This window comes from Pseudomonas moorei, from assembly GCF_042846945.1.
Classification (GTDB): domain Bacteria; phylum Pseudomonadota; class Gammaproteobacteria; order Pseudomonadales; family Pseudomonadaceae; genus Aquipseudomonas; species Aquipseudomonas moorei.
On record NZ_AP035776.1, the window covers coordinates 1,490,503 to 1,516,666 of the forward strand.

Here is a 26,164-nt window from a genome sequence, read left to right on the forward strand (position 1 = left end):
CTGCCAAATGGACGACCTATCAGTTCTGATAGGTATTTAGGGCGACTTCGTTAGGGCAAGCTAATGCTTTACGAGGTTCTGATGATGGCCACGTTTAAAAAATCCCGGTATCGGTATGACGCGCTGGACCTGCTGGTCGGGGTCGAACCGGCCGATGCCCAGGCGCTGCAAAGGTTTTACTGCCGCGAGCATCTGGCGACCGAACTTCAGGGGACGTCCAGCCAGCATGTTTTCCAGCACGACAAACACCTGCTGGCGCTGCAGTCGCGCCAAGGTGACGCCTTCAACAGCGGCTTGCTGGCCAGCGATCAACAACGCTCTGTCTTGCAGGTTACCGGGCCTGGCGGGCCTGTGCGCCAGGCTTATGCACCCCACGGCCATCGTCGGGTCGACAGTGGTTCAGGCAGCCTTCTGGGGTTTACCGGTGAAGCGGTGGACCCGGTCACCGGGCATTATTTTCTGGGCAATGGGCGCCGGGTGTTCAACCCGGTGCTGATGCGCTTCAACAGCCCGGACAGCTGGAGCCCGTTCGGTCGGGGTGGGCTGAATCCTTATGCGTATTGCCTGGGGGATCCGGTGAATTTCACTGATCCGACCGGACAGGTTGCCCGGCTGGTCACCAGCCTGCTCGGCGTGACAAACGCGCGTATTGTCATGTCCCCCTCCATCCCCTACAAACTGGGAAAAGAAGCTCTGCTATGGGGCGCGGCAAGGAAGTTGCCGTTCAAGCAATCACTCGGTGCCGCGGGGGCGACCATCGCCGGAATCACGACGATGGTTTCGGCGGTGACCGCGGTGGGCAGTGCGGTCGCGGGCATTACCGGAGACACTGAGGCTGTGAAAACCCTGGGGTTCATCGCGTTGGGCCTGGCCGCGCTGACGGTTACGGCAAGATTGGGATCAGGCTGGGCCGCCAGAGATCCCCGTACCATTCCCGCGCTGAAGAATTTTGTCGGTAACAAAGGGCGGGTTGAGGTCCCCAGCACCAGATATACAGCGTCTGCACCGCCTCTGACTCTAGACCCTTTTGAGGGTGCAAGCGCTCCACCCCTGACGGGTAGTCCTGCCGATGCTACAAGGTTCAACTCTTCAAACTCGGACGGGGCTAAAGAATTCTTGAATAAACAAATCGACAGACAAATTTGGGTTGCCCAACAAAAAACGTTTCGTCGCCACTCTGACGTAACAACGATGGCCAACAATATCCGCCGCAGTCAATTCCGGTCGCTCCGGAAGTCGCGGTGAGAACCCTACAGCCCAGACTTTTTTGACTTCACCGGACGCAGCTTTGTAACCCTGTTCTAAGCTGACAGACGAATTGCGCCCGTTAAACGCAAAGGAGTCTGCATGGCTGGTCCCGGAATGAAAATGGCGCTGGGCTTGAGCCTGTTGGCCTTGCTAAGTGCCTGTGGCGACAAAACACCGGTGGAGAAGAACCGTCCAAGGGTGTTCGTACAAGAAGTCAAACCGGCTCATTACGCCGCCAGCGTCACCCTGACCGGCGATGTGCAGGCGCGGGTGCAGACCGAGTTGTCGTTCCGCGTCGGTGGCAAGATCATCCAGCGCACGGTCGATGTCGGTGACCGGATTTCCGCCAAACAAGTCCTCGCCCGGCTCGACCCCAAAGACCTGCAAACCAACGTCGACTCGGCCCAGGCCCAGGTCGTTGCCGAACAGGCCAAGGTCAAGCAGAACGCCGCGGCCTTCGTGCGTCAGCAAAAACTCCTGCCCAAGGGCTACACCAGCCAAAGCGAATACGATTCCGCCCAAGCCGCATTGCGCAGCAGCCAAAGCTCCCTGGCGGCGGCCCAGGCGCAATTGGCCAATGCCCGCGAACAACTGAGCTATACCGCGTTGATCGCCGAGGCGCCGGGTGTGATTACGGCGCGCCAGGCCGAAGTCGGTCAGGTGGTGCAGGCCACGGTGCCGATTTTCAGCCTGGCCCGGGACGGTGAGCGCGATGCGGTGTTCAACGTCTACGAATCATTGCTGGCCGGGTCGCCTGCGGACAAAACAGTGGTGGTCAGCCTGCTGGATAATCCGGCGATCAAAACCACCGGTACCCTCCGCGAAATCACCCCGGCGGTCTCCGAGCAAACCGGCACCGTGCAGGTCAAAGTCAGCCTGGACAGCTTGCCGGACGGCATGCAGTTGGGCTCGGTGGTGAGTGCCACGGCCAGTGCTCGAGGCAAAACCGCCGTGGAACTGCCGTGGTCGGCGCTGACCAAAAACCTCAGCGAACCGGCAGTGTGGCTGGTGGATGGGGAAGGCCGGGCGCAGTTGCATAACGTCGTGGTCGGCCGCTACCTGACCGGCAAAGTCATCATCAGCGCCGGCCTGGAGGGTGGTGAAAAAGTGGTGATTGCCGGCGGCCAGTTGCTGCACCCCGGTGTGAAGGTGGAAATCGCCGAAAACACCTACAAGGACCTGACCGTGGGGGCTCAGCCATGAGGCGTCTGTTACTGGTTTTAGCCGGTGTGATGCTGGTGGCCTGCTCGAAAAAAGAACCACCGCCAGAGCCCGTGCGCCCGGTGCTGTCGATCAAGGTCCAGGCACTCGACGAGGAAAACCTCGGGCGCTTTGCCGGCAGCATCCAGGCCCGTTATGAAAGCAATATCGGTTTCCGGGTGCCGGGGCGCATCGCCAGTCGCAGCGTCGATGTCGGTGCTGAAGTGGACAAGGGCAGCTTGCTCGCCACGCTCGATCCTACCGACCAGCAGAACCAGTTGCGCACCGCCGAGGGCAATCTGGCGAGTATCCAGGCGCAGTTCATCAACGCCCAGGCCAATGCCCGGCGCCAGCAGGAACTGTTCGATCGCGGCGTGGGTTCCCAGGCGCAGCTCGATGGGGCGCAGACTGACCTGAAAACCACCCAGGCCTCCCTCGACCAGGCCAAGGCTTCGCTCAGCCAGGCCAGGGATCAGCTCAACTACGTTGAATTGCGCGCCGACCACAAGGCCGTGGTCACCGCGTGGAATGCCGAGGCCGGGCAAGTCGTCACGGCGGGTCAGCAGGTGGTGACCCTGGCGCAACCGGACATCAAGGAAGCGGTGATCGACCTGCCCGACACCCTGGTCGACCAGTTGCCCGAGGGCGTGGTGTTTCAGGTCGCCTCGCAACTCAATCCAAACATCTCCACCACCGCCACCGTGCGCGAAATCGAACCGCAGGCCGAAAGCACCACCCGCACCCGGCGTGCGCGCCTGACCCTGGCCGAAACACCGACCGCTTTTCGCCTGGGCACGGCGATCAGCGTGACCCTGAGCTCAACGATCAAGCCGCGCATTGAACTGCCCCTGAGCGCATTGCAGGAGGTCGACGGCAAACCGCGTATCTGGGTGGTCGATGTGCAAGCGCAAACCGTGGCGCCCCGGGATGTCAGCATCATCAGTCGCTCGGACAGCACAGTGGTGGTGGCCAGTGGCGTGAAATCCGGCGAGCGGATTGTCACGGCCGGCGTGAACAGCCTCAAACCGGGGCAGAAAGTGAAAGTCGACGAGGACAGCCCGCAATGAAAGGGAGTTTCAACTTATCGGAATGGGCCCTCAAGCATCAGTCGTTTGTCTGGTACTTGATGTTCGTCGCGCTGCTGATGGGCGTGTTTTCCTACATGAACCTGGGGCGCGAGGAAGACCCCTCGTTCACCATCAAAACCATGGTGATCCAGACCCGCTGGCCCGGCGCGACCCAGGAAGAAACCCTCAAGCAGGTCACCGACCGCATCGAGAAAAAACTCGAAGAACTCGACTCGCTCGACTACGTGAAAAGCTACACCCGTCCCGGTGAGTCCACGGTCTACGTGTACTTGCGCGACACCACCAGCGCCAAGGACATCCCGGAAATCTGGTACCAGGTGCGCAAGAAGATCAACGATATTCGCGGCTCGTTCCCTCAGGGGATTCAAGGCCCCGCGTTCAACGATGAGTTCGGTGATGTGTTCGGTTCGGTCTATGCCTTCACCGCCGACGGGCTGTCGATGCGTCAGTTGCGCGATTACGTCGAACAGGCCCGCGCCGAGATCCACGATGTACCGGGGCTGGGCAAAATCGAGATGGTCGGCCAGCAGGACGAAGTCTTCTACCTGAATTTCTCGACACGCAAACTGGCGGCGCTGGGCATCGACGAGCAGCAAGTGGTGCAAAGCCTGCAAACCCAGAACGCCGTGACCCCGGCCGGGGTGATCGAGGCCGGTCCCGAGCGGATTTCCGTGCGCACCTCCGGGCAGTTCGTTTCCGAAAAGGATCTGGCCAACGTCAACCTGCGTCTCAACGACCGCTTCTATCGCCTGGCCGACATCGCCGATATCAGCCGCGGCTACGTCGACCCGGCGTCGCCGGAGTTTCGCTACAACGGCCAACCCGCCATCGGCCTGGCCATCGCCATGCAAAAGGGCGGCAACATCCAGGTGTTCGGCAAGGCGCTGCATCAACGCATCAACGAGCTGACCGCCGACCTGCCCGTGGGCGTCGGCGTGCATAACGTGTCCGACCAGGCGGTGGTGGTGGAAGAAGCCGTCGGCGGTTTCACCAGTGCGCTGTTCGAAGCGGTGGTGATCGTGCTGGTGGTCAGCTTCATCAGCCTGGGCGTGCGCGCCGGGCTGGTGGTGGCGTGCTCGATCCCGCTGGTGCTGGCGATGGTCTTCGTGTTCATGGAATACAGCGGCATCACCATGCAACGGATTTCCCTGGGTGCATTGATCATTGCCCTGGGCTTGCTGGTGGATGACGCGATGATCACCGTCGAGATGATGGTCTCGCGCCTGGAGCTGGGTGACACCAAGGAGCAGGCCGCCACCTTCGCCTACACCTCCACGGCCTTCCCGATGCTCACGGGGACGCTGGTGACCGTCGCCGGTTTCGTGCCGATCGGCCTGAACGCCAGTTCCGCCGGCGAATACACCTTCACCCTGTTTGCGGTGATTGCCGTGGCCATGCTGGTGTCGTGGATCGTCGCCGTGCTGTTCGCCCCGGTGATCGGCGTGCACATTCTCAGCACCAACGTGAAGCCACATTCGGCCGAACCGGGGCGTGTCGGGCGGGCCTTCAACGCCGGCCTGCTGTGGTGCATGCGCAATCGCTGGTGGGCGATTGGCATCACCGTGCTGTTGTTCGGGTTGTCGGTGTTCGGCATGCGGTTCGTGCAGAACCAGTTCTTCCCGTCCTCGGATCGCCCGGAAATTCTGGTGGACTTGAACCTGCCGCAAAACGCCTCCATCGACGAAACCCGCAAAGCGGTGGACAAGCTCGAAGCGACGCTCAAGGGCGATCCGGACATCGTGCGCTGGAGCACCTACATCGGCCAGGGTGCGATTCGTTTCTACCTGCCCCTCGACCAGCAATTGCAGAACCCCTATTACGCGCAACTGGTGATCGTCAGCAAAAACTTCGAAGCCCGCAAAGCCCTCAGCGATCGCCTGCGTGAGCGCCTGCGCAAAGACTTCGTCGGCATCGGCAGTTACGTGCAAGCGCTGGAAATGGGGCCGCCAGTCGGGCGGCCGATGCAGTATCGGGTCAGCGGCAAGGACATCGACCAGGTGCGCAAGCACGCCATCGACCTGGCCAGCGAACTGGACAAGAGCCCATACATCGGCGAGATCATTTTCGACTGGAACGAGCCCGGCAAGGTGCTGCGCATCGACATCGCCCAAGACAAGGCGCGCCAACTCGGCCTGTCGTCCCAAGACGTGGCGAACCTGATGAACAGCATTGTCAGCGGTTCGACCGTGACCCAGGTTGACGATGACATCTACCTGATCAACGTGGTCGGTCGTGCGATGGACGCCGAACGGGGTTCGCCGGAGACCCTGCAAAACCTGCAGATCGTCACGCCGGGCGGCACCTCGATTCCGCTGCTGGCCTTTGCCACCGTGCGTTACGAACTGGAGCAGCCGCTGGTATGGCGTCGCGACCGCAGGCCGACCATCACCATCAAGGCGGCGGTCGTCGGCGATATACAGCCCACCGACCTGGTGGCCCGACTCAAACCGGACATCGACAAATTCGCCGCCGGTTTGCCGGTGGGCTACAAGGTCGCCACCGGCGGTACGGTGGAGGAGAGTGGCAAGGCCCAGGGGCCGATTGCCAAAGTGGTGCCGTTGATGCTGTTCCTGATGGCCACCTTCCTGATGATCCAGTTGCACAGCGTGCAGAAGCTGTTCCTGGTGGCCAGCGTCGCGCCGCTGGGCCTGATCGGCGTGGTGCTGGCGCTGGTGCCGACGGGAACGCCGATGGGCTTTGTGGCGATCCTTGGGATCCTGGCGCTGATCGGCATCATCATCCGCAACTCGGTGATTCTGGTGACCCAGATCGATGAGATGGAGAGGGCAGGCCTTTCACCCTGGGATGCGGTGATGCAAGCCACCGAGCACCGGCGTCGGCCGATTCTGTTGACCGCTGCGGCGGCGAGCCTGGGGATGATCCCGATCGCCCGGGAAGTGTTCTGGGGGCCGATGGCCTACGCGATGATCGGCGGGATCATTGTCGCGACCTTGCTGACGCTGCTGTTTCTGCCGGCGCTGTACGTGGCCTGGTACAAGATTCGCGAGCCACAGAAGGACGGACAGTAAGGCGAGCGCTTCGCGCTCATCGCGAGCAGGCTCGCTCCCACAGTTGACCATGGTCTTCAGACAAACCCGGTTCCCTGTGGGAGCGAGCCTGCTCGCGATGGCGTCCGGATGGGCTACGCAGGCTTACGCCAGACACTCGCCAACCATGGCTGTTGCTCACGCGGCAGCCCTGCGGGCCGGTAGTAATGCTCCAGCTCCACGAACCCCGCTTCGGTCAGCAACTGCTGCCATGCCTGCAAATCGTGATAGGCGCCATAGCGTGGCCCGTTCCAGCCTTCCTGATTCTCGCCACGGGGATTGGAGCTGAACAGCACGCCACCCGGTTTCAAGGTTTCGCGCAATTGCTTGAGCACCCGAGGCAATTCCTGGCGCGGGATGTGAAACAGCACGGCGTTGGCGAAGATCCCGTCGAAGCGCTCGGCCGGCAGATCGAGCTTTAAAAAGTCCTGCTGCCAGACCTCGCAACCGCTGTCCTCGCGCGCCATCTGGGCGAATTTTTCTGATCCGTCGAGGCCGACCGCCTTGTGCCCCAGGCGCGTGAACGTCTGCAAATCACGACCCGGCCCACAACCAAAATCCAGAATGTCGAACGGCGCCTCGCCCCGGATATGCCGCAGCAGGGCATCGATGTTCTGGCTGACATCGTGATCGCGGGTGCCTTCACGAAAACCTTCGGCCACCGAGTTGTAATGGGCCAGGGTGGTGGCGGTGATTTGCTGGAGATCGTCGGGGGTCTGTTTCATGGTGGGCTGCGCAGGCAATTGGAATGGGTCGAATATACGCCATCAGGTAGGGGGCTGCTGTGCAGCCCATCGCGAGCAGGCTCGCTCCCACATTGGGTGGCGTTTCCCTGTGGGAGCCTGCTCGCGATGGCGGTTTTAATGGCTCAACCGTGTTTCATCCCCAAGCACTCAATCGATCGATCAACCATCGCCTTGGCGATCTCCAGCAAATGCCAGACCGAGAACACCATGGCCCGGTCGGCGCCCTTGAGGTGGTCGCCGCACTGATAGGCGGTGACCGAGGCACAGCGCAGCAGATCGGCGATGTAGAGCTGGGTGTCTTCGAAGCTCACGTCTTTGCTGACGTTGTAGAAACGCAGTTCGTCGGGCGGTGAGGGTTGATCGCCGGTGAGGTAGAAATCGATGGTGCGGTAGAGCGCCGAGCGATCTCTGAGCAGGTCGTCGGTGATGTCTTCGTTGGAGGCTGTTTCGGGGGGTGGATCGGGAACGGATCTGTCCATGAGTGTTGCTCCTATTGCTTCATGGGAGCCGTCACTTCTCGCCTACTAAACGATTGGGTGGCGGCTGTACGCAGGTTAGTAGGCCGGTCAATAGGAAAACCGTGCATCCGAAGATGCCCCGCGCACAGCCACCATATTCTGCATGCGGCAAAAAGTGCCGAACATGAGCATGGAATTGCTATGCGCCTATTGTTCCGGGCTACTAAACCCGGTCACTGATGAGCAGTGACGGGCCGAGACTAGTCACCCAAATTGGCAGGCGCAAGCGAGCGAAATAATCTAGGAAATGTCCTGCAAAGGAAAGGGAACAGGGCTGTAGGAGACCTATTTTTCCTGTAGGAAAAATCCGCTTTTTGTAGGAGCGAGCCTGCTCGCGATGGACGCAAGAGCGCCGTGTTCATCCAGGCAGCCCTCGTTATCGTTGACGTCCATCGCGAGCGGACTCGCTCCCACAAAGGGCCCCCTTAGCGTTTGTTGAGTCCCCGCGCCAAGCGATCCCCGCCCAGCTGAATCACCGCCACCAACGCCACCAGCAACACAATCACCGTCAGCATGATCTGGCTGTCAAAGCGCTGATACCCGTATCGATAGGCGATGTCCCCCAACCCGCCCGCGCCAATCGCCCCGGCCATGGCCGAGGAGTTGATCATGGTCACCAGGGTAATGGTGAAACCCCCGACGATGCCGGGCAGCGCCTCAGGCAACAGCACATGCCAGACGATGTGCCCGCGCCGGCAGCCCATGGCTTGCGCCGCTTCAATCAGGCCGTGATCGACCTCGCGCAAACTGACTTCGGCGATGCGCGCGAAGAACGGCGTCGCGGCGATGGTCAACGGCACCACGGCCGCCCACACGCCGTAGGTGGTGCCGACGATCAAGCGGGTGAACGGAATCAGCGCGACCATCAAAATCAAGAACGGAATCGAGCGGAACAGGTTCACGAACGCGCCCAGCGCGCGGTTGATGGTCGGTGCCTCGTAGATGCCGCCTTTGGAACTGGTGACCAGGATCACCGCCAGCGGAATCCCCGCCAACAGTGCGATCAAGGACGACACGCCGACCATCAAGAACGTGTCGATGAAGCCTTGCAGCAATCGATCAAACCACATAGCCCAATACCTCGACCTGTTGCGCCCATTGGCTGGCACGTTGGCGCAGTGCTTCGGTGCCGAGGGACGAGCCGGTCACGGCCAGCAGCAGTTGGCCGAGGGCGTGGCCCTGAATGCGTTCCACACCACCCTGCAACAAACGCACGCGACCGCCGAGGGCACCGAACAGGGCGGCGATGTCCGGTTCGTCCTGGGCCGAGCCGGTGAATTGCAGGCGCAGAACGACAGCGTCGTCCGAGGTCTGCGGCTGCGCTTGCAAGCGACTTTGCAGTTCTGTCGGCAGCGCATGTTGCAGCGGCGCGAGCAACGTTTTGCTGACCTCGTGCTGCGGGTTGCCGAACACTTCCCACACTGGCCCCTGCTCAACGATGCGCCCGTGCTCGAGCACGACCACCCGATCACAGATCTCGCGGATCACCGCCATTTCGTGGGTGATCAAAATGATGGTCAGGCCCAGGCGCTGATTGATCTCGCGCAGCAGGCCGAGGATCGATTGGGTGGTCTCCGGGTCGAGCGCCGAGGTGGCTTCGTCGCACAGCAAAATGGCCGGGTCGTGCACCAGGGCGCGGGCGATGCCGACGCGCTGTTTCTGGCCGCCGGACAGCTGCGCCGGGTACGCCTTGTGTTTGGCTTGCAGGCCCACCAGTTCCAGCAGTTCGCGGACCTTTTGATCGCGTTTTTCCTTGGGCACCCCGGCGACTTTCAGCGGCAGTTCGACGTTCTGCCATACGGTCTTGGCCGACATCAGGTTGAAGTGCTGGAAGATCATGCCGATGCGCCGACGCAGGGCCACCAGGCGCTCTTCATTGAACTCGCCGATGTCCACTTGATCGATCAACACACGACCCGACGTCGGTTGCTCAAGGCGGTTGATGGTGCGGATCAGCGACGACTTGCCGGCGCCGCTGCGGCCGATGATGCCGAACACTTCACCGCGCTGGATCGCCAGGTCGATGCCTTGCAGGGCGGCCACCGGGCCTTGCTTGCCGTCGTAGGTTTTGCCCAGGCCGACAAAGCGCACGTGGGCACGATTGAGCTCCGGGTGCAGCTCGGTCTGTTGTGCATGGCGGGGCTCTGGAATCTCCAGTCGCCGTTGGGTCGCGGCCGTCATGCTCAGCTCTCCCAACCGGCTTGATAGAGCTTGCCGTGAGCTTTATCCAGGGCGGCGCGCACGGCGGGCGAGTGCTGGTAGATGTCGACGAACTTGATCAGGCGCGGGTCGGTTTTGCTCTTGGGCTGGATCACGAACTGGATCACGTATTCCTTGTGATCGAGGCCGTCGAACAGCAGGGCGGAACTGGCATCGAAGGTCTTCGACAGGCGAATGTAGGCCGGGTAACCCTGGACCAGATCGGCGTCGTCATAGGCACGCACCAGCTGCACGGCTTCGACTTGCAGAATCTTGATTTTCTTCGGGTTGGCGATGATGTCTTCTTCGGTGGCCTTGTAGCCGACGCCCGGCTTGAGGGTGATCAAACCGGCCTTGGCCAGCAGCTGCAAGCCACGACCGCTATTGATCGGGTCGTTGGCAATGGCCACGCTGGCGCCTTCGGGCAGTTCATCGAAGCTTTTGTATTTTTTCGAGTAGAGGCCGACGTTGTTGATGATCCCCGGCGCGAACGGCACCAGGTCAAAACCGGAGGCGGCCTTGGCGTTTTCCAGGAACGGGATGTGCTGGAAGTAGTTCACGTCGATATCGCCGGCGGCGAGGCTGACGTTGGGGGCGATCCAGTCGCTGAACTCCACCAGCTCGACTTTCAGGCCTTGCTTGCCGGCTTCTTCGACCGCCGCTTCCAGGGGAATGGCGAAGGCGGCGGTGGTGCCGATTTTCAACGGTGCGTCGGCGGCGAACACCGCAGAGCTGAACAGGCCGAGGGCCAGGGCCAGTGCTTTGACTGGGTTAGAGAGGTGGTTTTTGGTCATGTTGGTTTTTCCAGTCAGTCCATGAATTTTGGGTGTTTATCAGGGCCTCATCGCGAGCAGGCTCGCTCCCACAGGGGAATGCATTCCAAATGTGGGAGCGAGCCTGCTCGCGATGCGTTTAGCGTCTGAACGTCGATCCGGTATGTTGCTCAGGCAAATGCGCCTCACCGTGAAACAGCTTTTCGCGCAGGCTGCCGTTGTCGTAGGCGGTCTTGTACGAGCCTCGCCGTTGCAGCTCGGGGATCACCAGATCGATGAAATCCACATAGCTTTCCGGCGTGACGATCCGCGTCAGGTTGAAGCCGTCCAGCCCGGTTTCGGCGATCCACGATTCCAGCTCATCCGCCACTTGCTGCGGTGAACCGACCAGGGTGATGTAGCGGCCGCCCAGGGCGTGTTGTTCGAGCAATTTGCGTCGGGTCCAGTCGTTGTTTTGCAGGTTTTTGGTGGCCGACTGGATCGCGTTGCTTTTCACGTACTGGATCGGCTCGTCGATGGCGTACTCGGAAAAATCGATGCCGGTGGACGCGGAAAAATGCGCCACCCCGGCTTCGGCGCTGGCGTAGCTCAGGTACTCGGCGTGCTTCTTCCAGGCCAGTTCTTCGGTTTCGCCGACGATCACGTTCAGCCCCATGAACACCTTGATGTCCTCAGGGTTGCGTCCGGCTTCGACGGCGCTGGCGCGGACCTTGTCCACCTGCACTTTGGTCGACGGTTTGTTCTGGCCGCTGATGAACACGCATTCGGCATGGCGCCCGGCGAACAGCAAGCCGCGATCGGAGCTGCCGGCCTGGAACAGCACCGGCGTGCGTTGCGGCGACGGCTCGCAGAGGTGATACCCCTCGACTTGATAGAACTCGCCCTTGTGCTCGACCTTGTGCACTTTGTCGGGCTGCGCATAGATCCGTTGTTGCGGATCGTTGAGTACGGCCCCGTTTTCCCAGCTGCCTTCCCAGAGCTTATAGAGCACCTCCAGGTATTCGTCGGCCTGGTCGTAGCGGCGGTCATGCTCGACCTGTTCGCTCAGGCCCATGGCCTTGGCGGCGCTGTCGAGGTAGCCGGTGACGATGTTCCAGCCCACCCGGCCACGGCTCAGGTGATCCAGGGTCGACATGCGCCGGGCGAACAGGTACGGCGGTTCGTAGGTGAGGTTGGCGGTGAGGCCGAAGCCGAGGTTTCTGGTCACGGCGGCCATGGCCGAGACCAGCAGCAGCGGGTCGTTGACCGGCAGCTGGATCGACTCTTTCAACGGTACGTCCACGGACTGCTGGTAGACATCGTAGACGCCGACTATGTCGGCGATGAACAAGCCGTCGAACAGCCCGCGTTCCAGCAACTGCGCCAGTTCGGTCCAGTATTCGATGGTTTTGTATTGGGTCGAGGTGTCCCGGGGATGGGTCCACAAACCGTGGTTGATGTGCCCGATGCAATTCATGTTGAACGCGTTGAGCAGGATCTTTTTCCTGGCCATCAGATAGTCCCCCGCAGTGGCGGGTTTTCATCATTGAGGTAGTAGTTGCCCACTGCGTGGTACTTCCAGCGCACCGGGTCGTGCAGGGTGTGCACGCGCGCGTTGCGCCAGTGGCGATCCAGACCGTGTTCGGCCAGGGTGGCCTGGCTGCCGGCCAGTTCGAACAGGGTGCTGCCAGCGGCCAGGGAAATTTCGGTGCTGAGGGCGCGGGCTTCGGCGACGGCAATCGATGCGGCGGCGACGGTCTCGGCGTTAGTGTCGGCCTGGGCCTGGTCGAGGCGTTCACCGGCACGTTCCAGCAGGGCTTCGGCAGCGTGCAGGCGGATGCTCAAGTGGCCGAAGCTCTTGATCGTCAGCGGGTCATCGGTGGCTTTTTCGTGGGTGGCGTCGATCCACGGCCGGGTTTTGGTGCGCACGAAGTGCAGCGCATCTTCATAGGCGGCGCGGGCGATGCCGGTGTCGATGGCGGCGTGGAGAATCTGCGCCAGCGGGCCGACCGGCGTCGGGCGCTCGAAGGCACTCTGGAACGGAATCACGTCTTCGGCGGCGACAAACACGTCTTCGAACACCACTGAGCCGCTGCCGGTGGTGCGCTGGCCAAAGCCGCTCCAGTCGTCGATCACGGTCAGGCCCTGGCTGTTGCGCGGGACGAACGCCAGTTGCTGCACGCCGTTTTCGTCCACAACGGAGGTCGGAATGCGTTGGGCGTAAATGGCCCCGGTTGAGTAGAACTTGCGGCCGTTGATGCGATAGCCGTCGCCGTCGCCATCGCGGGTCAGGCGGGTGACGCGGTCGTGGGCGGTTTTGGTGCCCAGTTCGGCGAGGGCATTGCCGAAGCGCTGGCCGGCCAGCACTTCGGCGTACAGGCGTTTTTTCTGCTCGGGGCTGCCGTTCACGCGCAGCACTTCGAGGGCATAGAAATGGTTCTGCGGGATCTGCCCCAGCGAGCCGTCCGCCTGGGCGATCAGGGCGATGACGTTGGCCAGGGTGACGTTGGAAACCCCGGCGCCGCCGTACTCTTTGGGCACGCTGATGCCCCACAGGCCCGAGCGGGAAAACACTTCCAGCTCCGGGTGTGGCAAACGGCGTTCACGGTCGCGCAGGGCGCTGTCGCGTTTGAAATCTTCGGCCAGGTCGCTGGCGACAATCAGGGCTTGCTCATCGCTGGTGATGACCGCGACGTGTTGAGAAAGGGTCATGTGGTTCTCCAGAGCTCTGGTGAAAAGTGTTCTGGTCGTTAAATCCAGGAATGGCGAGCGGGCAATGTGCCGTTCAGGTGATAGCTGCCGACGGCGTGATATTTCCAGCGCACCGGGTCGTGCAGGGTGTGCACCCGGGCGTTTCGCCAGTGGCGATCGAGGTTGAACTCGGCGAGGGTGGCGCGGCTGCCGGCCAGTTCGAACAGCTTCTCGCTGGCCAGCAGCGAAATTTCGGTGGTCAGCACTTTGGCTTCGGCCACGGCAATCGAGGCGCGAGCGGCGGACTCGGCGGTGAGCGGCGCGGCGCTGACCTGATCGAGCACCTGCCCGGCCTTGCGCAGCAGGGCTTCGGCGGCGTGCAATTCGATTTTCAGTCTGCCGATGTCGGCGATCACGTAGAGGTCATCGCTGGCCCGGTCGACCTTGGCGTCGATCCATGGCCGGGCACGGGTTTTCACGAATTCGATGGCGTCGTCGATGGCGCCACGGGCGATACCGGCGTCGATGGCGGCCTGGATCAGTTGCGAGACGGCGCCTTGGGTGTTGGGCTTTTCATTGATCTTCCAGTTGTCCACCACCAGTTCGGCATCGACCCGCACGTTGTTGAGCAAAAGGGTGCCGCTGGCGGTGGTGCGCTGGCCGAAACCGGACCAGTCGTCGACGATGCGCAAGCCCGGCGTGCCGCGACGCACGAAGGCCAGCACTTGCTTGCCGTCGTCATTGAGCGCCTTGACCGCGACCCAGTGCGCGAACAGCGCGCCCGTGGAGTAGAACTTCTGCCCGTTGAGGACATAGCCATCGCCGTCGGCGGTGATGCGCGCCTTGAGCTCCAGGGTGTTTTTGTTGCCGCGTTCTGGTCCGGCATTGCCGATGCGCCAGCCGTCGAGCACGCTTTTGAAGAGCAGTTTTTTCTGCACTTCGGTGGCGCTGCCGGACACCAGGTTGAGGATGCCGAACTGGTTCTGCGGGATTTGTCCGAGCGCCGGGTCTGCCGCGGAAATGATCGCGAACACCTCGGCTAATGTGACGAACGAAACCTGCGGGCCACCGTACTCGCGCGGGATGGCGATGCTGCCCAGGCCGCTGCGGGTGAACTGTTCGACTTCCGACCACGGCAGCTTGCGCTGCTGGTCGCGTTTGGCCGCTTGCAGGCGGGCGACTTGCGCCAGCTCAAGGGCCGCCTTGATCGCTTGTGCGTCATTGCGCAACACCTGCGCGGGCAACAACAGCGGGGCGACGTCCAGATCACTCTGGACAATTGCTTCTGCCAGACTGGACATCAACGCCACTCCTTGGCTACACGCAATGCCCTGGCGATCTGCACTGGGGTGATTGTGTTCCGGACCATACCTACCTCACATCTCATGGAAGCGCCGCGGGGTGCGGCGAACGAAAACAAGAATGTCCGGTGGTCCGGTCTATATACCCTAAGCGTTTATAAATAAGTTATGAACTAACTTTTAGGAATATAGATAGAAGTGTGTCATCGCCCACTGTTCATGGGGCAACAGCTGTTTCCGGGGCAACAGTTCAAGGCTGGATTTGGCTTTTTGCAGGAGCAAGGCGTGCCCGCGATAGCGCCCATTGGATCGCCATCGCGGGCACGCCTTGCTCCTGTAGAAAAAGCGCCGCGCAAGGCGCAAATGTCTCATCGCCTGCGGGCTTCGGCTGCTTTGAGGGAGGCTTTCTTCGGGACTTTGAGGTAAGGGTTGGCGCAACCAATCTTCAGCGTTCGCGCCGGCGCCCAGCGCGAGTTGTTGCCCACGCGGTCGAGGATGCAGTACGTCACTTCCAGTCGCAGGTCTTCGCCGCCTTCGAGGATGATCGCTGGCGGCACCCAGACCTGGATCGGTTGACCAACATCGCTGGTCTTGACCCGGGGCAGGTCCATGCGCACGTCACCCCAGCGCAGGGTGATTTCATCGTCGGCGGCCATGTTCAGGTACGGCTCGATGGTTAACGGCACCCCCCGCTTGACCTGGTTCGGATTGACCCCCTGGCGGCGGATCGTCTCGGGGATGCTGACCGGTGCCAGGCTCTGGTTTTCGTCGCCACACAGGGCCGAGGGCTGGCCACCGGGGCAATCGAGTTTGATCTGTACGGATCTGGCGGCAGACAGCGCCGGGCCCCGGCCGACCTGCATGACCCGGTAGTGGATGCGCGAGGTGCCATTGTCGATGAAGCTCTCGGGCACGCGCAGTTGAACGGGTTGGCCGACGTCAGTGGCGGTCAGCACGCGGGAGGCGACGTAGCAGTGGTTCCAGAACAGTTCGATCAGGTCGCCTTCGTCCATCGTGGCGTAGGCGGGCACCTCAATCAGCAGGTGCGCGGCGGAAGTGATGTTGATGCCGGTTTTGTGGGATTGCGCCAGGGTCGGGGCCGCCAGTCCGGTTTTGTTCGAGGTGCTTGTCATAGAGTCTCCTTGAAGTCTTGCAACGAGGTCCGTTTCTGGAAAACCGGAAACTTTAATGTCGAGCAGCAAGACCGTTCATTACTTTGAGTGGAAATAATGAGTGCGCGTGATGATTGACGCCGGTGGGAGGCTAGATACGAGTTCGCTTGAATAAGTGTCAATAGCGTTAGTTGCTCGAATACAAAATCTGCTGTTATTCAGAAAGTTCCTACGTAGTGAAGTTAATAAACGCTATAGGTGCGTCGACATTGACCATGAGGGCCAGCAATGCTTGGGTTTTTGGCGATGGTGTGGGGTGGCGGCGAGCGGCCTGGAGACGTTATGTGTTTGTTGCAGGATATAAATATGTACCGTGTGCTCTGACAAAAAGATGCTTATTGTGTGTGTTGCTTAATTATGTGTGAAAGGGGTTTTGATAGGGGGTGAAACTTCCATCCATGGAAGTTTGCAATTGTTGCGAGGGGATTTAGTTGTGAGCGTTATTCAGGAACTTGCTGAGAAACTGTTTGGTGCGCTCTTGCTTCGGATTGGCAAACAGCGCCTTCGCTTCGCCTTGTTCGACGATCACGCCCTTGTCGAAAAACACCACACGATTGGCCACGTCACGGGCAAAGCCCATTTCGTGGGTGACGATGACCATGGTGCGTTTTTCCTCGGCGAGGCTGCGAATAGTCGAAAGCACTTCGCCTACCAGCTCCGGGTCCAGCGCTGAGGTCGGTTCGTCGAACAGGATCACTTCAGGTTCCATCGCCAGCGCACGGGCAATCGCCACACGCTGTTGCTGACCGCCCGAGAGGCGGCGCGGGTAGGCATCTTCCTTGCCCGCCAGGCCGACCCTGGCCAACAGCTTTTTACCCAGGGCAACGGCGTCGGCGTGCGGGATCTTCTTGACGATGATCGGGCCTTCGATGACGTTTTCCAGGGCGGTGCGATGGGGGAACAGGTTGAAGTTCTGGAACACGAAGCCCACATGCTGGCGCAAGCGGCGCACCAGGCTCTGCTGCTGGTTCAGCGGGCGGCTGGTATCGATCTCGATGTCGCCAACCTTGATCCGGCCGCTGGTGGGTTCTTCCAGGAAGTTCAGGCAGCGCAGGAACGTGGTCTTGCCCGAGCCGCTCGGCCCGATGATCGCCACGACCTCACCTTCCTTCACTTGCAGATCGATGCCGTTGAGCACGACTTGACCCTTGAACTGCTTTGTCAGTTTTTCCACGACAATCATGGGGTCAGGACTCCTGGTCGTGCCGATTGACCCGGGCTTCCAACTGGTTCTGCAGGTGCGACAGCACCGTGGCCAGAATCCAGTAGATCAGCGCGGCGGCCAGATACATGGTGAACACTTCGAAGGTACGGGCGGTGATCAGCTGAGCCTGACGGAACAGCTCCGGCACCTGGATGGTGGCTGCCAGGGCGGTGTCCTTGACCAGCGAAATGAAGCTGTTGCCCAGCGGCGGCAATGCGGTGCGCATCGCCTGCGGCAGGATGGCCCGGCGCAGGGTCTGCGCACGGGTCATGCCGATACTGGCAGCCGCTTCCCACTGGCCGCGCTCGATGGAGCTGATCGCGGCACGCAGGATTTCACAGGCGTAGGCGGCCATGTTCAGCGAGAAGCCGATCAGGGCCGCCGGCAGCGGATCGAGTTCCATGCCCAATTGCGGCAAGCCGTAATAGATCACGAACAGTTGCACCAGCAACGGCGTGCCGCGAAAGAACGACACGTAGATGCGGGCGATCCAGCTCACCAGCTTGAAGCGCGACAGGCGCATCAGGGCCAGGCCGAAGCCCATCACCAGGCCGAAGAACATCCCGCCCAGGCTCAAGATGACCGTGTAGTAGGCCCCCTTGAGCAGGAAGGGCAGGGAGTCCAGTGCGAGTTGAAAAGCTTCTTCCATTATTGAGTGACGTCAGCGCTGAAGTATTTTTCCGAAAGCTTTTTCAGCGTGCCGTCGGCGCGCAGCTTGTCGATGGCTTTGTTCACAGCGGCCAACAGCTCAGGCTCGCCTTTGCGCAGGGCAATGCCGGCTTCCTGACGGGAGAACGCTTCGCCGGCGGCAGAAGTGTCCTTGGCTTTCTTGGCGTATTCCAGCGCGGCGAGGCGGTCGATCAGGATGGCGTCGATACGGCCGACACGCAGGTCCTGGAACTTGGTTGGGTCATCTTCGTAGGTGCGGACGTCAGCCTTGGGCACATTCTCTTTCACCCACGCTTCGTAGTTGGTGCCCAGGCCTACGCCGACTTTCTTGCCGGCCAGGTCGGCGGCGGTCTTGATGGTGTCCTTGTTCTTGGTCAGCGTCAGCGCCTGAATCCCGGAAACGGTGTAAGGCTCGGAGAAGTCATACTTCTTCTTGCGCTCTTCGGAGATGGTCACCTGGTTGATCACTGCGTCCAGACGCTTGGATTCCAGCGCCGCGAGGATGCCGTCCCATTTGGTCGGTTGCAGTTTGACCTTCACGCCCAGCTCTTTGGCCAGGGCTTCGGAGAACTCGACTTCGAAGCCGGTCAGTTTGCCGTCGGCGTCGACGAAACTGAACGGCGGGTAGGTGCCTTCCAGACCGACGTTGATCACGCCAGCGTCCTTGATTTTTTGCAGTTGCTCACCGGCAACCGCTTGGCCCAGCAGACCGACGCCCAGCGCCAGGCCCAGCGAACCTACCAGCAGATTTCGACGTAGTGCGGAAAAATTCATGACAAGCCCCTGTGTTTTCTTATGGAAGACGCTTTAGGAAAGTTGGCAAATTCGGGATTTGAACGACTGCGATATCCTGCCCTAAAGCAGCGTATGCGTCTTGCAGCAAATTTGCCTAAGGTATGACTATATGATGGCGTTATTAGATTAGAAAATAATAAATTCTATTTTTGTTATGCAATAAAGGAATATGTGAGCGTTGTGGAAAAGATCGCAGCCTGCGACTGCAATCTTTTGATCTTCACGGTTACAGAAAGTCCTTGTAGGCAAACAACGCCGGCGCCCCACCGGTGTGCAGGAAGATGATCGGGCCCTCATCGAAGCGTTGACGACCGATGCCATCAAGCAACCCGGCCATCGCCTTGCCGGTGTAGACCGGGTCCAGCAGCAGGCCTTCCTGACTCGCCACCAGCTTCACCGCCGCCAGAGTCCCGGCATTGGGTTCGCCGTAGCGTGGCGCGAAATACTCGTCCCACAACTCGACCTTGAAACTCTTCGGCAGGCTCACACCCAGCAACTCGGCGGTGCGCTCGGCCAGGCCCTGTACCTTCGGCCGCTGGTCCTCATCGCTACGGGACACCGTGACGCCAATGACTGGCAAATCCGGCAGTGCTTCGCTCAAGGCCAATGCCAGGCCGCTGTGGGTTCCGGCGCTGCCCGAGGCCAACACCACGGCGGCGAAATTCAGGCCGGTGTCCTTGATCTGTTCCGCCAGTTCCAACCCGGCACGCACATAACCCAGGGCGCCCAGCGCATTGGAGCCGCCAATCGGCACCAGATACGGTTTTTTGCCGTTGCTGCGCAAGCGAGCGGCGAGGGCGTGCAATTGCTCGTCGGCATTGTCGAGGTTTTCCACCAGCTCGACCTTGGCATCGAACAGGTCCAGCAACAGCCGATTGCCATTGCCGAGATAGTTGGCGTCGTCGGTGCCGAGGGGGTTTTCCAGCAGCGCTACGCAGCCCAGGCCCAGTTTGGCGGCAATGGCGGCCGTCTGGCGCACATGGTTGGACTGAATCGCGCCAGCGGTGATCAAGGTGTCGGCACCTTGCGCCAGGGCATCGGCGGCCAGGTACTCGAGTTTGCGCAGCTTGTTGCCGCCCATGGCCAGTGGTGTCAGGTCATCGCGTTTGACGTACAGGTCGCGGCCCAGCCAGGTCGACAGGCGTTCGAGCTTTTCCAGGGCGGTGGGCTGACCGAGCAGGTCGAGACGGTTAAAGCGGGCAAGCTGTTGTTTGATCGGCTCTTGATTGAACGGCTCTTGATTGAACATGGTTCCGTACTGGCGGTGGGAGATGTGTGGACTATAGGCACGCCTATTTGAAGCGGCAACCGCCAACCACCAATCGCTTATAGCCAACAGTGCTTAACACAGCACAATTGGTTCTTAATTTGGCTCACGGCCCTTGCCGTAAAGTATTTGCCTTTGACGCGGCCAGACTGTCCGGCCGCCCGTGAGGAGTTTTTACCGTGAGTGAGCGTTCCAGCCATTGGCAATTGCAGAGCATCGTCAGCCAGCTGCGCACGGCACGTGACCAGTGGCGCGCGCAAAACGGCCGTGCCAGCACCGAGCAGGGAGGGCGCGAATTGCCGTCCCGCGCGGCCATGGCGGAGATTCTCGAAGCCTTGTGCGGTGCGCTGTTTCCCATGCGCCTGGGGCCGGTGGACCTGCGCGAGGAAAGTGAAGACTTCTACGTCGGCCATACCCTCGACGTCGCACTGAATGCCTTGCTGGCTCAGGCGCGGCTCGAATTGCGCTACGCCGCGCGCCACAGCGCCAAGGTCGACACCGAGGTCGAGGCCAGGACCATCCAGATCATCCAGGACTTCGCCCTCGCGTTGCCGGGGTTGCGCAGCCTGCTCGATACCGATGTTCTGGCGGCCTATCACGGTGACCCGGCGGCACGCAGCGTCGATGAAGTATTGCTGTGCTATCCGGGGATTCTGGCGGTGATCCACCATCGCCTGGCTCACCATTTGTATCGCGCCGGTTTGCCGTTGCTGGCGCGGATCAGCGCGGAAATCGCCCACTCGGCCACCGGCATCGACATTCACCCCGGCGCGCAGATTGGCCGCAGTTTTTTCATCGACCACGGGACAGGCGTGGTGATCGGCGAGACCGCCATCATCGGCGAGCGCGTGCGGATTTATCAGGCCGTGACCCTGGGCGCCAAGCGCTTCCCGGCGGACGAAGACGGTCAGTTGCAGAAGGGCCAGCCGCGTCACCCGATTGTCGAGGATGACGTGGTGATCTATGCCGGCGCGACGATTCTGGGACGGATCACCATCGGCAAGGGTTCGACCATTGGCGGCAACGTCTGGCTGACCCGCAGCGTGCCGGCGGGCAGCAACCTGACCCAGGCGAATCTGCAGCATGATGATGGGGCGCAGAAGTAATTCCAGAAATCCTGGCTGACTGACAGGCCCTCATCGCGAGCAAGCTCGCTCCCACAGGATTTTCGGGTGTTCACAGTCATGGTTCACTGAAGATCCGCGGTGGGAGCGAGCTTGCTCGCGATTGGATTTCATGCCGAATCGAGCTAACGGCTTTGATTTAATCCTGCCTCATACCCTCCCTTGAACTGGCACAAGAAAACGACCGCCGAGCCCTGCGATTAGTCCTTAGCACCCTATCCATGTTTAAATTGAACGTTCATTCAAGTTAAACCGGTGGTTCGCCGCCCGCTCACAACAGGAGGCTTGCCTTTGCTGAGTCTGATTTCTACAGCCACGTTTTACCCCTTCGAGGTGCACCGTTCATGAGTGCATCGTCCCTCCCTCCAAGCGGCCTGGTCCGCATGAATCCGCCGGTGTTCTACTTTGCGGCGAGTTTCATTCTGCTGTTCGGCGTCGTGGTCATCGCCCTGCCTGAACAAGCCGGTGCCTGGTTGCTGGCGGCGCAAAACTGGGCGGCCAATACGGTCGGCTGGTACTACATGCTGGCGATGACGCTGTATCTGGTCTTCGTGGTGGTCACCGCCTTGTCCGGCTACGGCAAGATCAAGCTCGGTGCCGACCACGACGAGCCCGAGTTCAGCTACCTGTCCTGGGCCGGCATGTTGTTCGCCGCCGGCATCAGCATCACCCTGTTTTTCTTCTGTGTGTCCGAACCGCTGACCCACATGCTGCAACCGCCCCAAGGCGAGGCCGGCACGGCGGACGCGGCGCGTCAGGCGATGCAGATTCTGTTTCTGCACTGGGGGCTGCACGGCTGGGGTGTGTTCGCTTTCGTCGGCATGGCGCTGGCGTATTTCGCCTACCGCCATAACCTGCCGCTGGCCTTGCGTTCGGCGCTGTATCCGCTGATTGGCAAGCGCATCAATGGGCCGATCGGCTACGCGGTGGATGGCTTCGGCATCATCGCCACGGTGTTCGGTCTCGGTGCGGACATGGGCTTTGGTGTGCTGCACCTCAACTCGGGCCTGGACTACCTGTTCGGCATCGCCCACACCCAGTGGATTCAGGTCGGCCTGATCACCCTGATGATGGGGGCGGCAATCATCGTTGCCGTGTCCGGCGTCGATAAGGGGGTGCGGGTCATGTCCGACATCAACATGCTGCTGGCCTGCGCGTTGCTGCTGTTCGTGTTGTTCGCCGGCCCGACGCAGCACCTGCTCAATACCCTGATCCAGAACCTCGGTGACTACCTCGGCGCCTTGCCGATGAAGAGTTTTGACCTGTACGCCTACGACAAACCCAGCGACTGGCTCGGCGGCTGGACGGTGTTCTACTGGGCCTGGTGGATTGCCTGGTCGCCGTTCGTGGGCCTGTTCATCGCGCGGATTTCCCGCGGCCGCACCATCCGCGAATTCGTCTTCGGCGTGCTGTTGATCCCGCTCGGTTTCACCCTGGCGTGGATGTCGATCTTCGGCAACAGCGCCATCGATCAAGTGCTCAACCACGGCATGAGTGCGCTGGGCATGTCGGCCATCGATAACCCGTCGATGACCCTGTACCTGCTGCTGGAAACCTACCCGTGGAGCAAAACCGTGATTGCGGTCACGGTGTTCATCAGCTTCGTGTTCTTCGTGACTTCGGCCGACTCCGGCACGGTGGTGTTGTCGACGCTGTCCGCCAAGGGCGGCAACCCGGACGAAGACGGGCCGAAATGGCTGCGGGTGTTCTGGGGCGCGATGACGGCGCTGGTGACCAGTGCGCTGCTGTTCTCCGGCAGCATCGATGCGCTGAAGTCGGCGGTGGTGCTGACTTCGCTGCCGTTCTCGCTGATTTTGCTGTTGATGATGTGGGGGCTGCACAAAGCGTTTTACCTGGAGTCGCAAAAGCAGATCGCGCAGTTGCATTCCCTGGCGCCGGTGTCCGGCTCGCGGCGCGGCGGCTGGCGTCAGCGTTTGAGTCAGGCGGTGCATTTCCCGTCGCGGGACGAGGTCTATCGCTTCCTCGATTCGACGGTGCGCCCGGCCATTGAAGAAGTCTCGGCGGTGTTCGTCGAAAAGGGCCTGAAGGTCATCACACAGCCGGACCCGGCCAATGACAACGTCAGCCTGGAAATTGGTCACGGCGATGAACATCCGTTTGTTTATCAGGTGCAGATGCGTGGCTACTTCACGCCGTCATTTGCCCGCGGCGGCATGGGCTCCAAGGAGCTCAACAACCGTCGTTATTACCGGGCCGAAGTGCATTTGAGCGAGGGCAGTCAGAACTACGATCTGGTGGGGTACACCAAGGAACAGATCATCAACGACATCCTTGATCAGTACGAGCGGCACATGCAGTTCCTGCATCTGGTGCGTTGATCGGGGGATCAGGTTTCGCTGGTCAGCACCATGAACAGCACCAGCGCCGCCACCGGGACGCTGAACACCACGGTGCCGACCACCACTTCGGTGCTCAATGGCTGACCGGCGTGAACCATGCCGACCGCGGAATTGATCAATGTGAGCGCCAGCCACAGTGCGACAAAGCCGTAGGCCAGGGTCTGGCGGGTGAAGCCGATTTTCTCGCCGATGAACAGCATCAGCGCCAGGAGGATCAGGCCAAAGGTGATGATGATGGTGGTGTGCATGGTCTGTGTTCCGTCCGATAGATGAGCAATGCCCGACAAACCGCGATCGCGAGCAAGCTCGCGCCCACAAAGATCACTGCGATCCCTGTGGGAGCGAGCCTGCTCGCGATTGGGGTCACGACGGTGTCAGTGCAAGCCAAGTCATCAATACCACTACTGAGCATAGGTCAGGCGGGCCCGGCCTTAAACCAACCCACCCTTGACCCGCAGGATCTGCCCATTCACCCGGGATGAAATTCCTCAATGACACACCACCGTCACCGATGCCGGTGTTTGGGGGAGGTGTTTGCGGGGGCCGGATGAAGATCAAACGATGAATTCTGTGAAACGTTTCAGCAATTGGTCGACGCCGGGCTTTTCTGGCGTTTGTCTAAGCGTATGCTGGGCGACTGGCGAAGCAGTCGATACCAGATTCAAGACAGACAAGAGAGGATTCGATGACTTACACCGCTGCCGAAAACCGCTACGACTCCATTCCTTACCGCCGCGTGGGCCGCAGCGGGCTGGTGCTGCCGGCGCTGTCCCTGGGCCTGTGGCACAACTTCGGCGACAGCACGCCGATCGATACCCAGCGTGCGTTGTTGCGCACCGCGTTTGACCTGGGCATCAACCATTTCGACCTGGCCAACAACTACGGCCCGCCCTACGGCAGCGCCGAGATCAACTTCGGGCGTTTGCTGCGCGAGGACTTCAAGCAATACCGCGATGAGCTGATCATCTCCAGCAAGGCCGGTTGGGACATGTGGCCCGGCCCTTACGGTCAGGGCGGCGGTTCGCGCAAGTACGTGCTGGCCAGCCTCGACCAGAGCCTGCAGCGCCTGGGCGTGGATTACGTGGACATTTTCTATTCCCACCGTTTCGACCCGGACACCCCGCTGGAAGAAACCGCCAGCGCACTGGCCACCGCGGTGCAACAGGGCAAGGCGCTGTACATCGGCATTTCGTCCTATTCCGGGGTGAAGACCCGCGAAATGGCGGCGTTGCTCAAAGAGTGGAAAGTCCCGCTGTTGATCCATCAACCGGCCTACAACCTGCTCAATCGCTGGGTGGAAAAAGACCTGCTCGATACCACCGACGAACTTGGCACGGGTGTGATTGCGTTCACGCCACTGGCCCAGGGTTTGCTGACCGACAAGTACCTCAACGGCGTGCCGGCGGATGCACGGGTCAATCGTCCTGGCGGTGCTTCGTTGCAGGCTTCGCACCTGTCCGAGGCCAACATTGCCCACGTGCGTGCGCTTAACGAGATCGCCAAGCGTCGCGGTCAAAGTCTGGCGCAACTGGCCCTGGCCTGGACCCTGCGCGACCCGCGCGTAACCTCGGCGCTGATCGGTGCGAGCCGGCCGGAGCAGATTATCGAGAACGTCGGGGCGTTGAAGAATTTGAGTTTCAGTGAGCAGGAGCTGGCGGAGATCGACCGGTTTGCCCAGGAGGGTGGGATCAATCTTTGGGAGAAGCCTTCGACGGCTGAGTAACCGTCAGCCAGGTCTTCTGGCGTCTGCTCCGTCCTTATCGCGAGCAGGCTCGCTCCCACAGGGATGGCGGTTGACCGCAAAATTTTGGTCAACACAGAACCAGTGTGGGAGCGAGCCTGCTCGCGATGGGGCCGGGACAATCAACACTGCACTTGGAGTTCAGCGAAAAAACGGCACATCCCCCAACACCGTCGCCCGCTGCATCACCCGCCGCGCCGGCCGGTAATCATCCACCGCGTAATGTTGTGTCACGCGGTTATCCCAGAACGCGATATCGTCTTTCTGCCAGCGCCAGCGAATGGTGAATTCCGGCCGGGTGGCGTGGGCGAACAGGAACTTCAGAATCGCCTCGCTTTCGGTTTCCGACAGCTCGTTGATCTTCGACGTGAACCCTTCATTGACGAACAACGAACGGCGCCCGCTCACCGGATGGGTACGGATCACCGGGTGCGACAGCGGTGGATTCTTGCGCCGTGCTTCTTCCCATTGGGCCAACGCTTCTGGCGTATTGCCGTAGCGCTCCAGCGGGAACGAACGGGTGAAGTCGTGGGTGGCGGTCAGCCCTTCGAGCAAGGCTTTCACCGGCGCCGACAAGGCTTCGTACGCCGCAATCCCGCTGGCCCACAGGGTGTCGCCGCCGAACTCCGGCAGCAGCTTGGCGCTGAGCACCGCGCCCATCGCCGGGGTGGGCAGGAAGGTCACGTCGGTGTGCCAGATTGCGTTGTCGCGCACGTCGGTGACGGCGGTGTCGAGGATCAGCACTTCCGGTTGTTCCGGCACGTTCGGGTAGATCGGGTGAATGTGCAGATCACCGAAATTGGCCGCGAAACGCGCTTGCTGCCGGGGCGTGATCGGTTGGTCGCGGAAGAACAGCACCTGATGCTTGAGCAACGCTTGCTCGATGGCGTCGCGCTGTTCCAGGTTCAGTGGCTGGCTGATGTCGACGCCGCTGATCTGCGCGCCGAGGGCGGAGCTTAGTGGGGTGATGGTCAGGTGGCTCATGGTGGTTCTCTTCAACTCTGAGTGTTGACTCCTGTGGGAGCTTGCTCCCACAGGTTTT

General features: G+C 61.0%; 22 protein-coding genes. 7 read left to right on the forward strand and 15 right to left on the reverse strand.

Translation table 11 applies throughout. The features are described from left to right. Positions 1-63 precede the first annotated feature (63 nt). The 4 genes from ACGJAX_RS07065 to ACGJAX_RS07080 all read left to right on the forward strand — a co-directional run bounded on the left by ACGJAX_RS07065 (position 64) and on the right by ACGJAX_RS07080 (position 6,565). Positions 64-1,245 carry an RHS repeat-associated core domain-containing protein gene (locus tag ACGJAX_RS07065; protein ID WP_390958091.1) on the forward strand — a complete coding sequence of 394 codons (1,182 nt, stop codon included), beginning with the start codon at positions 64-66 and terminating at the stop codon, positions 1,243-1,245. A gap of 102 nt (positions 1,246-1,347) precedes the next feature. Next, positions 1,348-2,451 carry an efflux RND transporter periplasmic adaptor subunit gene (locus tag ACGJAX_RS07070; RefSeq protein ID WP_090327797.1) on the forward strand — a complete coding sequence of 368 codons (1,104 nt, stop codon included), beginning with the start codon at positions 1,348-1,350 and terminating at the stop codon, positions 2,449-2,451. Continuing rightward, complete coding sequence (locus ACGJAX_RS07075; protein WP_247256716.1) at positions 2,448-3,515, forward strand: efflux RND transporter periplasmic adaptor subunit; 1,068 nt, start codon at positions 2,448-2,450, stop codon at positions 3,513-3,515. Before ACGJAX_RS07070 ends, ACGJAX_RS07075 begins: the two co-directional genes overlap by 4 nt. Then, the gene (locus tag ACGJAX_RS07080) at positions 3,512-6,565 is read left to right on the forward strand and encodes an efflux RND transporter permease subunit (RefSeq protein ID WP_390958093.1); all 3,054 of its coding nucleotides are present in this window, start codon (positions 3,512-3,514) and stop codon (positions 6,563-6,565) included. The genes ACGJAX_RS07075 and ACGJAX_RS07080 overlap by 4 nt, the downstream gene beginning before the upstream one ends. 113 nt (positions 6,566-6,678) lie before the next feature. Here ACGJAX_RS07080 and ACGJAX_RS07085 read toward each other — a convergent pair whose 3' ends face one another. The 13 genes from ACGJAX_RS07085 to ACGJAX_RS07145 all read right to left on the reverse strand — a co-directional run bounded on the left by ACGJAX_RS07085 (position 6,679) and on the right by ACGJAX_RS07145 (position 19,879). Continuing rightward, on the reverse strand, positions 6,679-7,308 hold the full coding sequence (locus ACGJAX_RS07085; protein WP_390958095.1) for a methyltransferase domain-containing protein: 630 nt from the start codon (positions 7,306-7,308) through the stop codon (positions 6,679-6,681). A gap of 143 nt (positions 7,309-7,451) precedes the next feature. Beyond that, entirely contained in the window at positions 7,452-7,808 is a 357-nt protein-coding gene (locus tag ACGJAX_RS07090; protein WP_390958097.1) for a DUF6124 family protein, read from the reverse strand. Between the two features lie 464 nt (positions 7,809-8,272). Beyond that, positions 8,273-8,917, reverse strand: a complete 645-nt coding sequence (locus ACGJAX_RS07095) for a methionine ABC transporter permease (protein WP_090327810.1) — start codon at positions 8,915-8,917, stop codon at positions 8,273-8,275. Further along, positions 8,907-10,028: an ATP-binding cassette domain-containing protein gene (locus tag ACGJAX_RS07100; protein WP_390958100.1), complete on the reverse strand. Its 1,122-nt coding sequence runs from the start codon at positions 10,026-10,028 to the stop codon at positions 8,907-8,909. Before ACGJAX_RS07100 ends, ACGJAX_RS07095 begins: the two co-directional genes overlap by 11 nt. A 2-nt stretch (positions 10,029-10,030) precedes the next feature. Further along, positions 10,031-10,840: a MetQ/NlpA family ABC transporter substrate-binding protein gene (locus tag ACGJAX_RS07105; RefSeq protein ID WP_390958102.1), complete on the reverse strand. Its 810-nt coding sequence runs from the start codon at positions 10,838-10,840 to the stop codon at positions 10,031-10,033. 118 nt (positions 10,841-10,958) lie between these two features. Next, positions 10,959-12,311 (reverse strand): LLM class flavin-dependent oxidoreductase, encoded by a 1,353-nt coding sequence (locus tag ACGJAX_RS07110; protein WP_247256712.1) that lies wholly within the window; start codon positions 12,309-12,311, stop codon positions 10,959-10,961. After that, positions 12,311-13,510: an SfnB family sulfur acquisition oxidoreductase gene (locus tag ACGJAX_RS07115; RefSeq protein ID WP_390958105.1), complete on the reverse strand. Its 1,200-nt coding sequence runs from the start codon at positions 13,508-13,510 to the stop codon at positions 12,311-12,313. Before ACGJAX_RS07115 ends, ACGJAX_RS07110 begins: the two co-directional genes overlap by 1 nt. Positions 13,511-13,548: 38 nt before the next feature. Beyond that, complete coding sequence (locus ACGJAX_RS07120) at positions 13,549-14,790, reverse strand: SfnB family sulfur acquisition oxidoreductase (RefSeq protein ID WP_390958107.1); 1,242 nt, start codon at positions 14,788-14,790, stop codon at positions 13,549-13,551. Positions 14,791-15,158: 368 nt separating this feature from the next. Continuing rightward, positions 15,159-15,923, reverse strand: coding sequence for a hypothetical protein (locus tag ACGJAX_RS07125; protein WP_390958109.1), 765 nt, complete (start codon positions 15,921-15,923; stop codon positions 15,159-15,161). Between the two features lie 466 nt (positions 15,924-16,389). After that, entirely contained in the window at positions 16,390-17,145 is a 756-nt protein-coding gene (tcyN, locus tag ACGJAX_RS07130; protein ID WP_390958111.1) for an L-cystine ABC transporter ATP-binding protein TcyN, read from the reverse strand. Between the two features lie 4 nt (positions 17,146-17,149). Further along, on the reverse strand, positions 17,150-17,815 hold the full coding sequence (gene tcyL, locus ACGJAX_RS07135; RefSeq protein ID WP_090327828.1) for a cystine ABC transporter permease: 666 nt from the start codon (positions 17,813-17,815) through the stop codon (positions 17,150-17,152). After that, positions 17,815-18,609, reverse strand: a complete 795-nt coding sequence (gene tcyJ, locus ACGJAX_RS07140) for a cystine ABC transporter substrate-binding protein (protein ID WP_090327831.1) — start codon at positions 18,607-18,609, stop codon at positions 17,815-17,817. The genes tcyL and tcyJ overlap by 1 nt, the downstream gene beginning before the upstream one ends. 247 nt (positions 18,610-18,856) lie before the next feature. Beyond that, positions 18,857-19,879: a D-cysteine desulfhydrase gene (locus ACGJAX_RS07145; RefSeq protein ID WP_390958113.1), complete on the reverse strand. Its 1,023-nt coding sequence runs from the start codon at positions 19,877-19,879 to the stop codon at positions 18,857-18,859. Between the two features lie 197 nt (positions 19,880-20,076). On the opposite strand from ACGJAX_RS07145, the gene epsC reads away from it, so the two are divergent. Further along, entirely contained in the window at positions 20,077-21,003 is a 927-nt protein-coding gene (epsC, locus tag ACGJAX_RS07150) for a serine O-acetyltransferase EpsC (protein WP_090327837.1), read from the forward strand. A gap of 401 nt (positions 21,004-21,404) precedes the next feature. Continuing rightward, positions 21,405-23,360 carry a choline transporter BetT gene (gene betT / locus ACGJAX_RS07155; RefSeq protein ID WP_390959811.1) on the forward strand — a complete coding sequence of 652 codons (1,956 nt, stop codon included), beginning with the start codon at positions 21,405-21,407 and terminating at the stop codon, positions 23,358-23,360. Positions 23,361-23,368: 8 nt separating this feature from the next. Here betT and ACGJAX_RS07160 read toward each other — a convergent pair whose 3' ends face one another. After that, the gene (locus tag ACGJAX_RS07160) at positions 23,369-23,629 is read right to left on the reverse strand and encodes a hypothetical protein (RefSeq protein ID WP_090327842.1); all 261 of its coding nucleotides are present in this window, start codon (positions 23,627-23,629) and stop codon (positions 23,369-23,371) included. A gap of 437 nt (positions 23,630-24,066) precedes the next feature. On the opposite strand from ACGJAX_RS07160, the gene mgrA reads away from it, so the two are divergent. Continuing rightward, positions 24,067-25,104, forward strand: a complete 1,038-nt coding sequence (gene mgrA / locus ACGJAX_RS07165) for an L-glyceraldehyde 3-phosphate reductase (RefSeq protein WP_090327844.1) — start codon at positions 24,067-24,069, stop codon at positions 25,102-25,104. A gap of 159 nt (positions 25,105-25,263) precedes the next feature. On the opposite strand, the gene tauD is transcribed toward mgrA, so the two are convergent. Beyond that, positions 25,264-26,106 (reverse strand): taurine dioxygenase, encoded by an 843-nt coding sequence (tauD, locus tag ACGJAX_RS07170; protein ID WP_390958116.1) that lies wholly within the window; start codon positions 26,104-26,106, stop codon positions 25,264-25,266. Positions 26,107-26,164: the final 58 nt, after the last annotated feature.

Bases quoted from the DNA above. Each gene is read 5' to 3' on its own strand.
- ACGJAX_RS07065 (WP_390958091.1), top strand. From the start codon at position 64: ATGCTTTACGAGGTTCTGATGATGGCCACGTTTAAAAAATCCCGGTAT.
- ACGJAX_RS07070 (WP_090327797.1), top strand. From the start codon at position 1,348: ATGGCTGGTCCCGGAATGAAAATGGCGCTGGGCTTGAGCCTGTTGGCC.
- ACGJAX_RS07075 (WP_247256716.1), top strand. From the start codon at position 2,448: ATGAGGCGTCTGTTACTGGTTTTAGCCGGTGTGATGCTGGTGGCCTGC.
- ACGJAX_RS07080 (WP_390958093.1), top strand. From the start codon at position 3,512: ATGAAAGGGAGTTTCAACTTATCGGAATGGGCCCTCAAGCATCAGTCG.
- ACGJAX_RS07085 (WP_390958095.1), bottom strand. From the start codon at position 7,308: ATGAAACAGACCCCCGACGATCTCCAGCAAATCACCGCCACCACCCTG.
- ACGJAX_RS07090 (WP_390958097.1), bottom strand. From the start codon at position 7,808: ATGGACAGATCCGTTCCCGATCCACCCCCCGAAACAGCCTCCAACGAA.
- ACGJAX_RS07095 (WP_090327810.1), bottom strand. From the start codon at position 8,917: ATGTGGTTTGATCGATTGCTGCAAGGCTTCATCGACACGTTCTTGATG.
- ACGJAX_RS07100 (WP_390958100.1), bottom strand. From the start codon at position 10,028: ATGACGGCCGCGACCCAACGGCGACTGGAGATTCCAGAGCCCCGCCAT.
- ACGJAX_RS07105 (WP_390958102.1), bottom strand. From the start codon at position 10,840: ATGACCAAAAACCACCTCTCTAACCCAGTCAAAGCACTGGCCCTGGCC.
- ACGJAX_RS07110 (WP_247256712.1), bottom strand. From the start codon at position 12,311: ATGGCCAGGAAAAAGATCCTGCTCAACGCGTTCAACATGAATTGCATC.
- ACGJAX_RS07115 (WP_390958105.1), bottom strand. From the start codon at position 13,510: ATGACCCTTTCTCAACACGTCGCGGTCATCACCAGCGATGAGCAAGCC.
- ACGJAX_RS07120 (WP_390958107.1), bottom strand. From the start codon at position 14,790: ATGTCCAGTCTGGCAGAAGCAATTGTCCAGAGTGATCTGGACGTCGCC.
- ACGJAX_RS07125 (WP_390958109.1), bottom strand. From the start codon at position 15,923: ATGACAAGCACCTCGAACAAAACCGGACTGGCGGCCCCGACCCTGGCG.
- tcyN (WP_390958111.1), bottom strand. From the start codon at position 17,145: ATGATTGTCGTGGAAAAACTGACAAAGCAGTTCAAGGGTCAAGTCGTG.
- tcyL (WP_090327828.1), bottom strand. From the start codon at position 17,815: ATGGAAGAAGCTTTTCAACTCGCACTGGACTCCCTGCCCTTCCTGCTC.
- tcyJ (WP_090327831.1), bottom strand. From the start codon at position 18,609: ATGAATTTTTCCGCACTACGTCGAAATCTGCTGGTAGGTTCGCTGGGC.
- ACGJAX_RS07145 (WP_390958113.1), bottom strand. From the start codon at position 19,879: ATGTTCAATCAAGAGCCGTTCAATCAAGAGCCGATCAAACAACAGCTT.
- betT (WP_390959811.1), top strand. From the start codon at position 21,405: ATGAATCCGCCGGTGTTCTACTTTGCGGCGAGTTTCATTCTGCTGTTC.
- ACGJAX_RS07160 (WP_090327842.1), bottom strand. From the start codon at position 23,629: ATGCACACCACCATCATCATCACCTTTGGCCTGATCCTCCTGGCGCTG.
- mgrA (WP_090327844.1), top strand. From the start codon at position 24,067: ATGACTTACACCGCTGCCGAAAACCGCTACGACTCCATTCCTTACCGC.
- tauD (WP_390958116.1), bottom strand. From the start codon at position 26,106: ATGAGCCACCTGACCATCACCCCACTAAGCTCCGCCCTCGGCGCGCAG.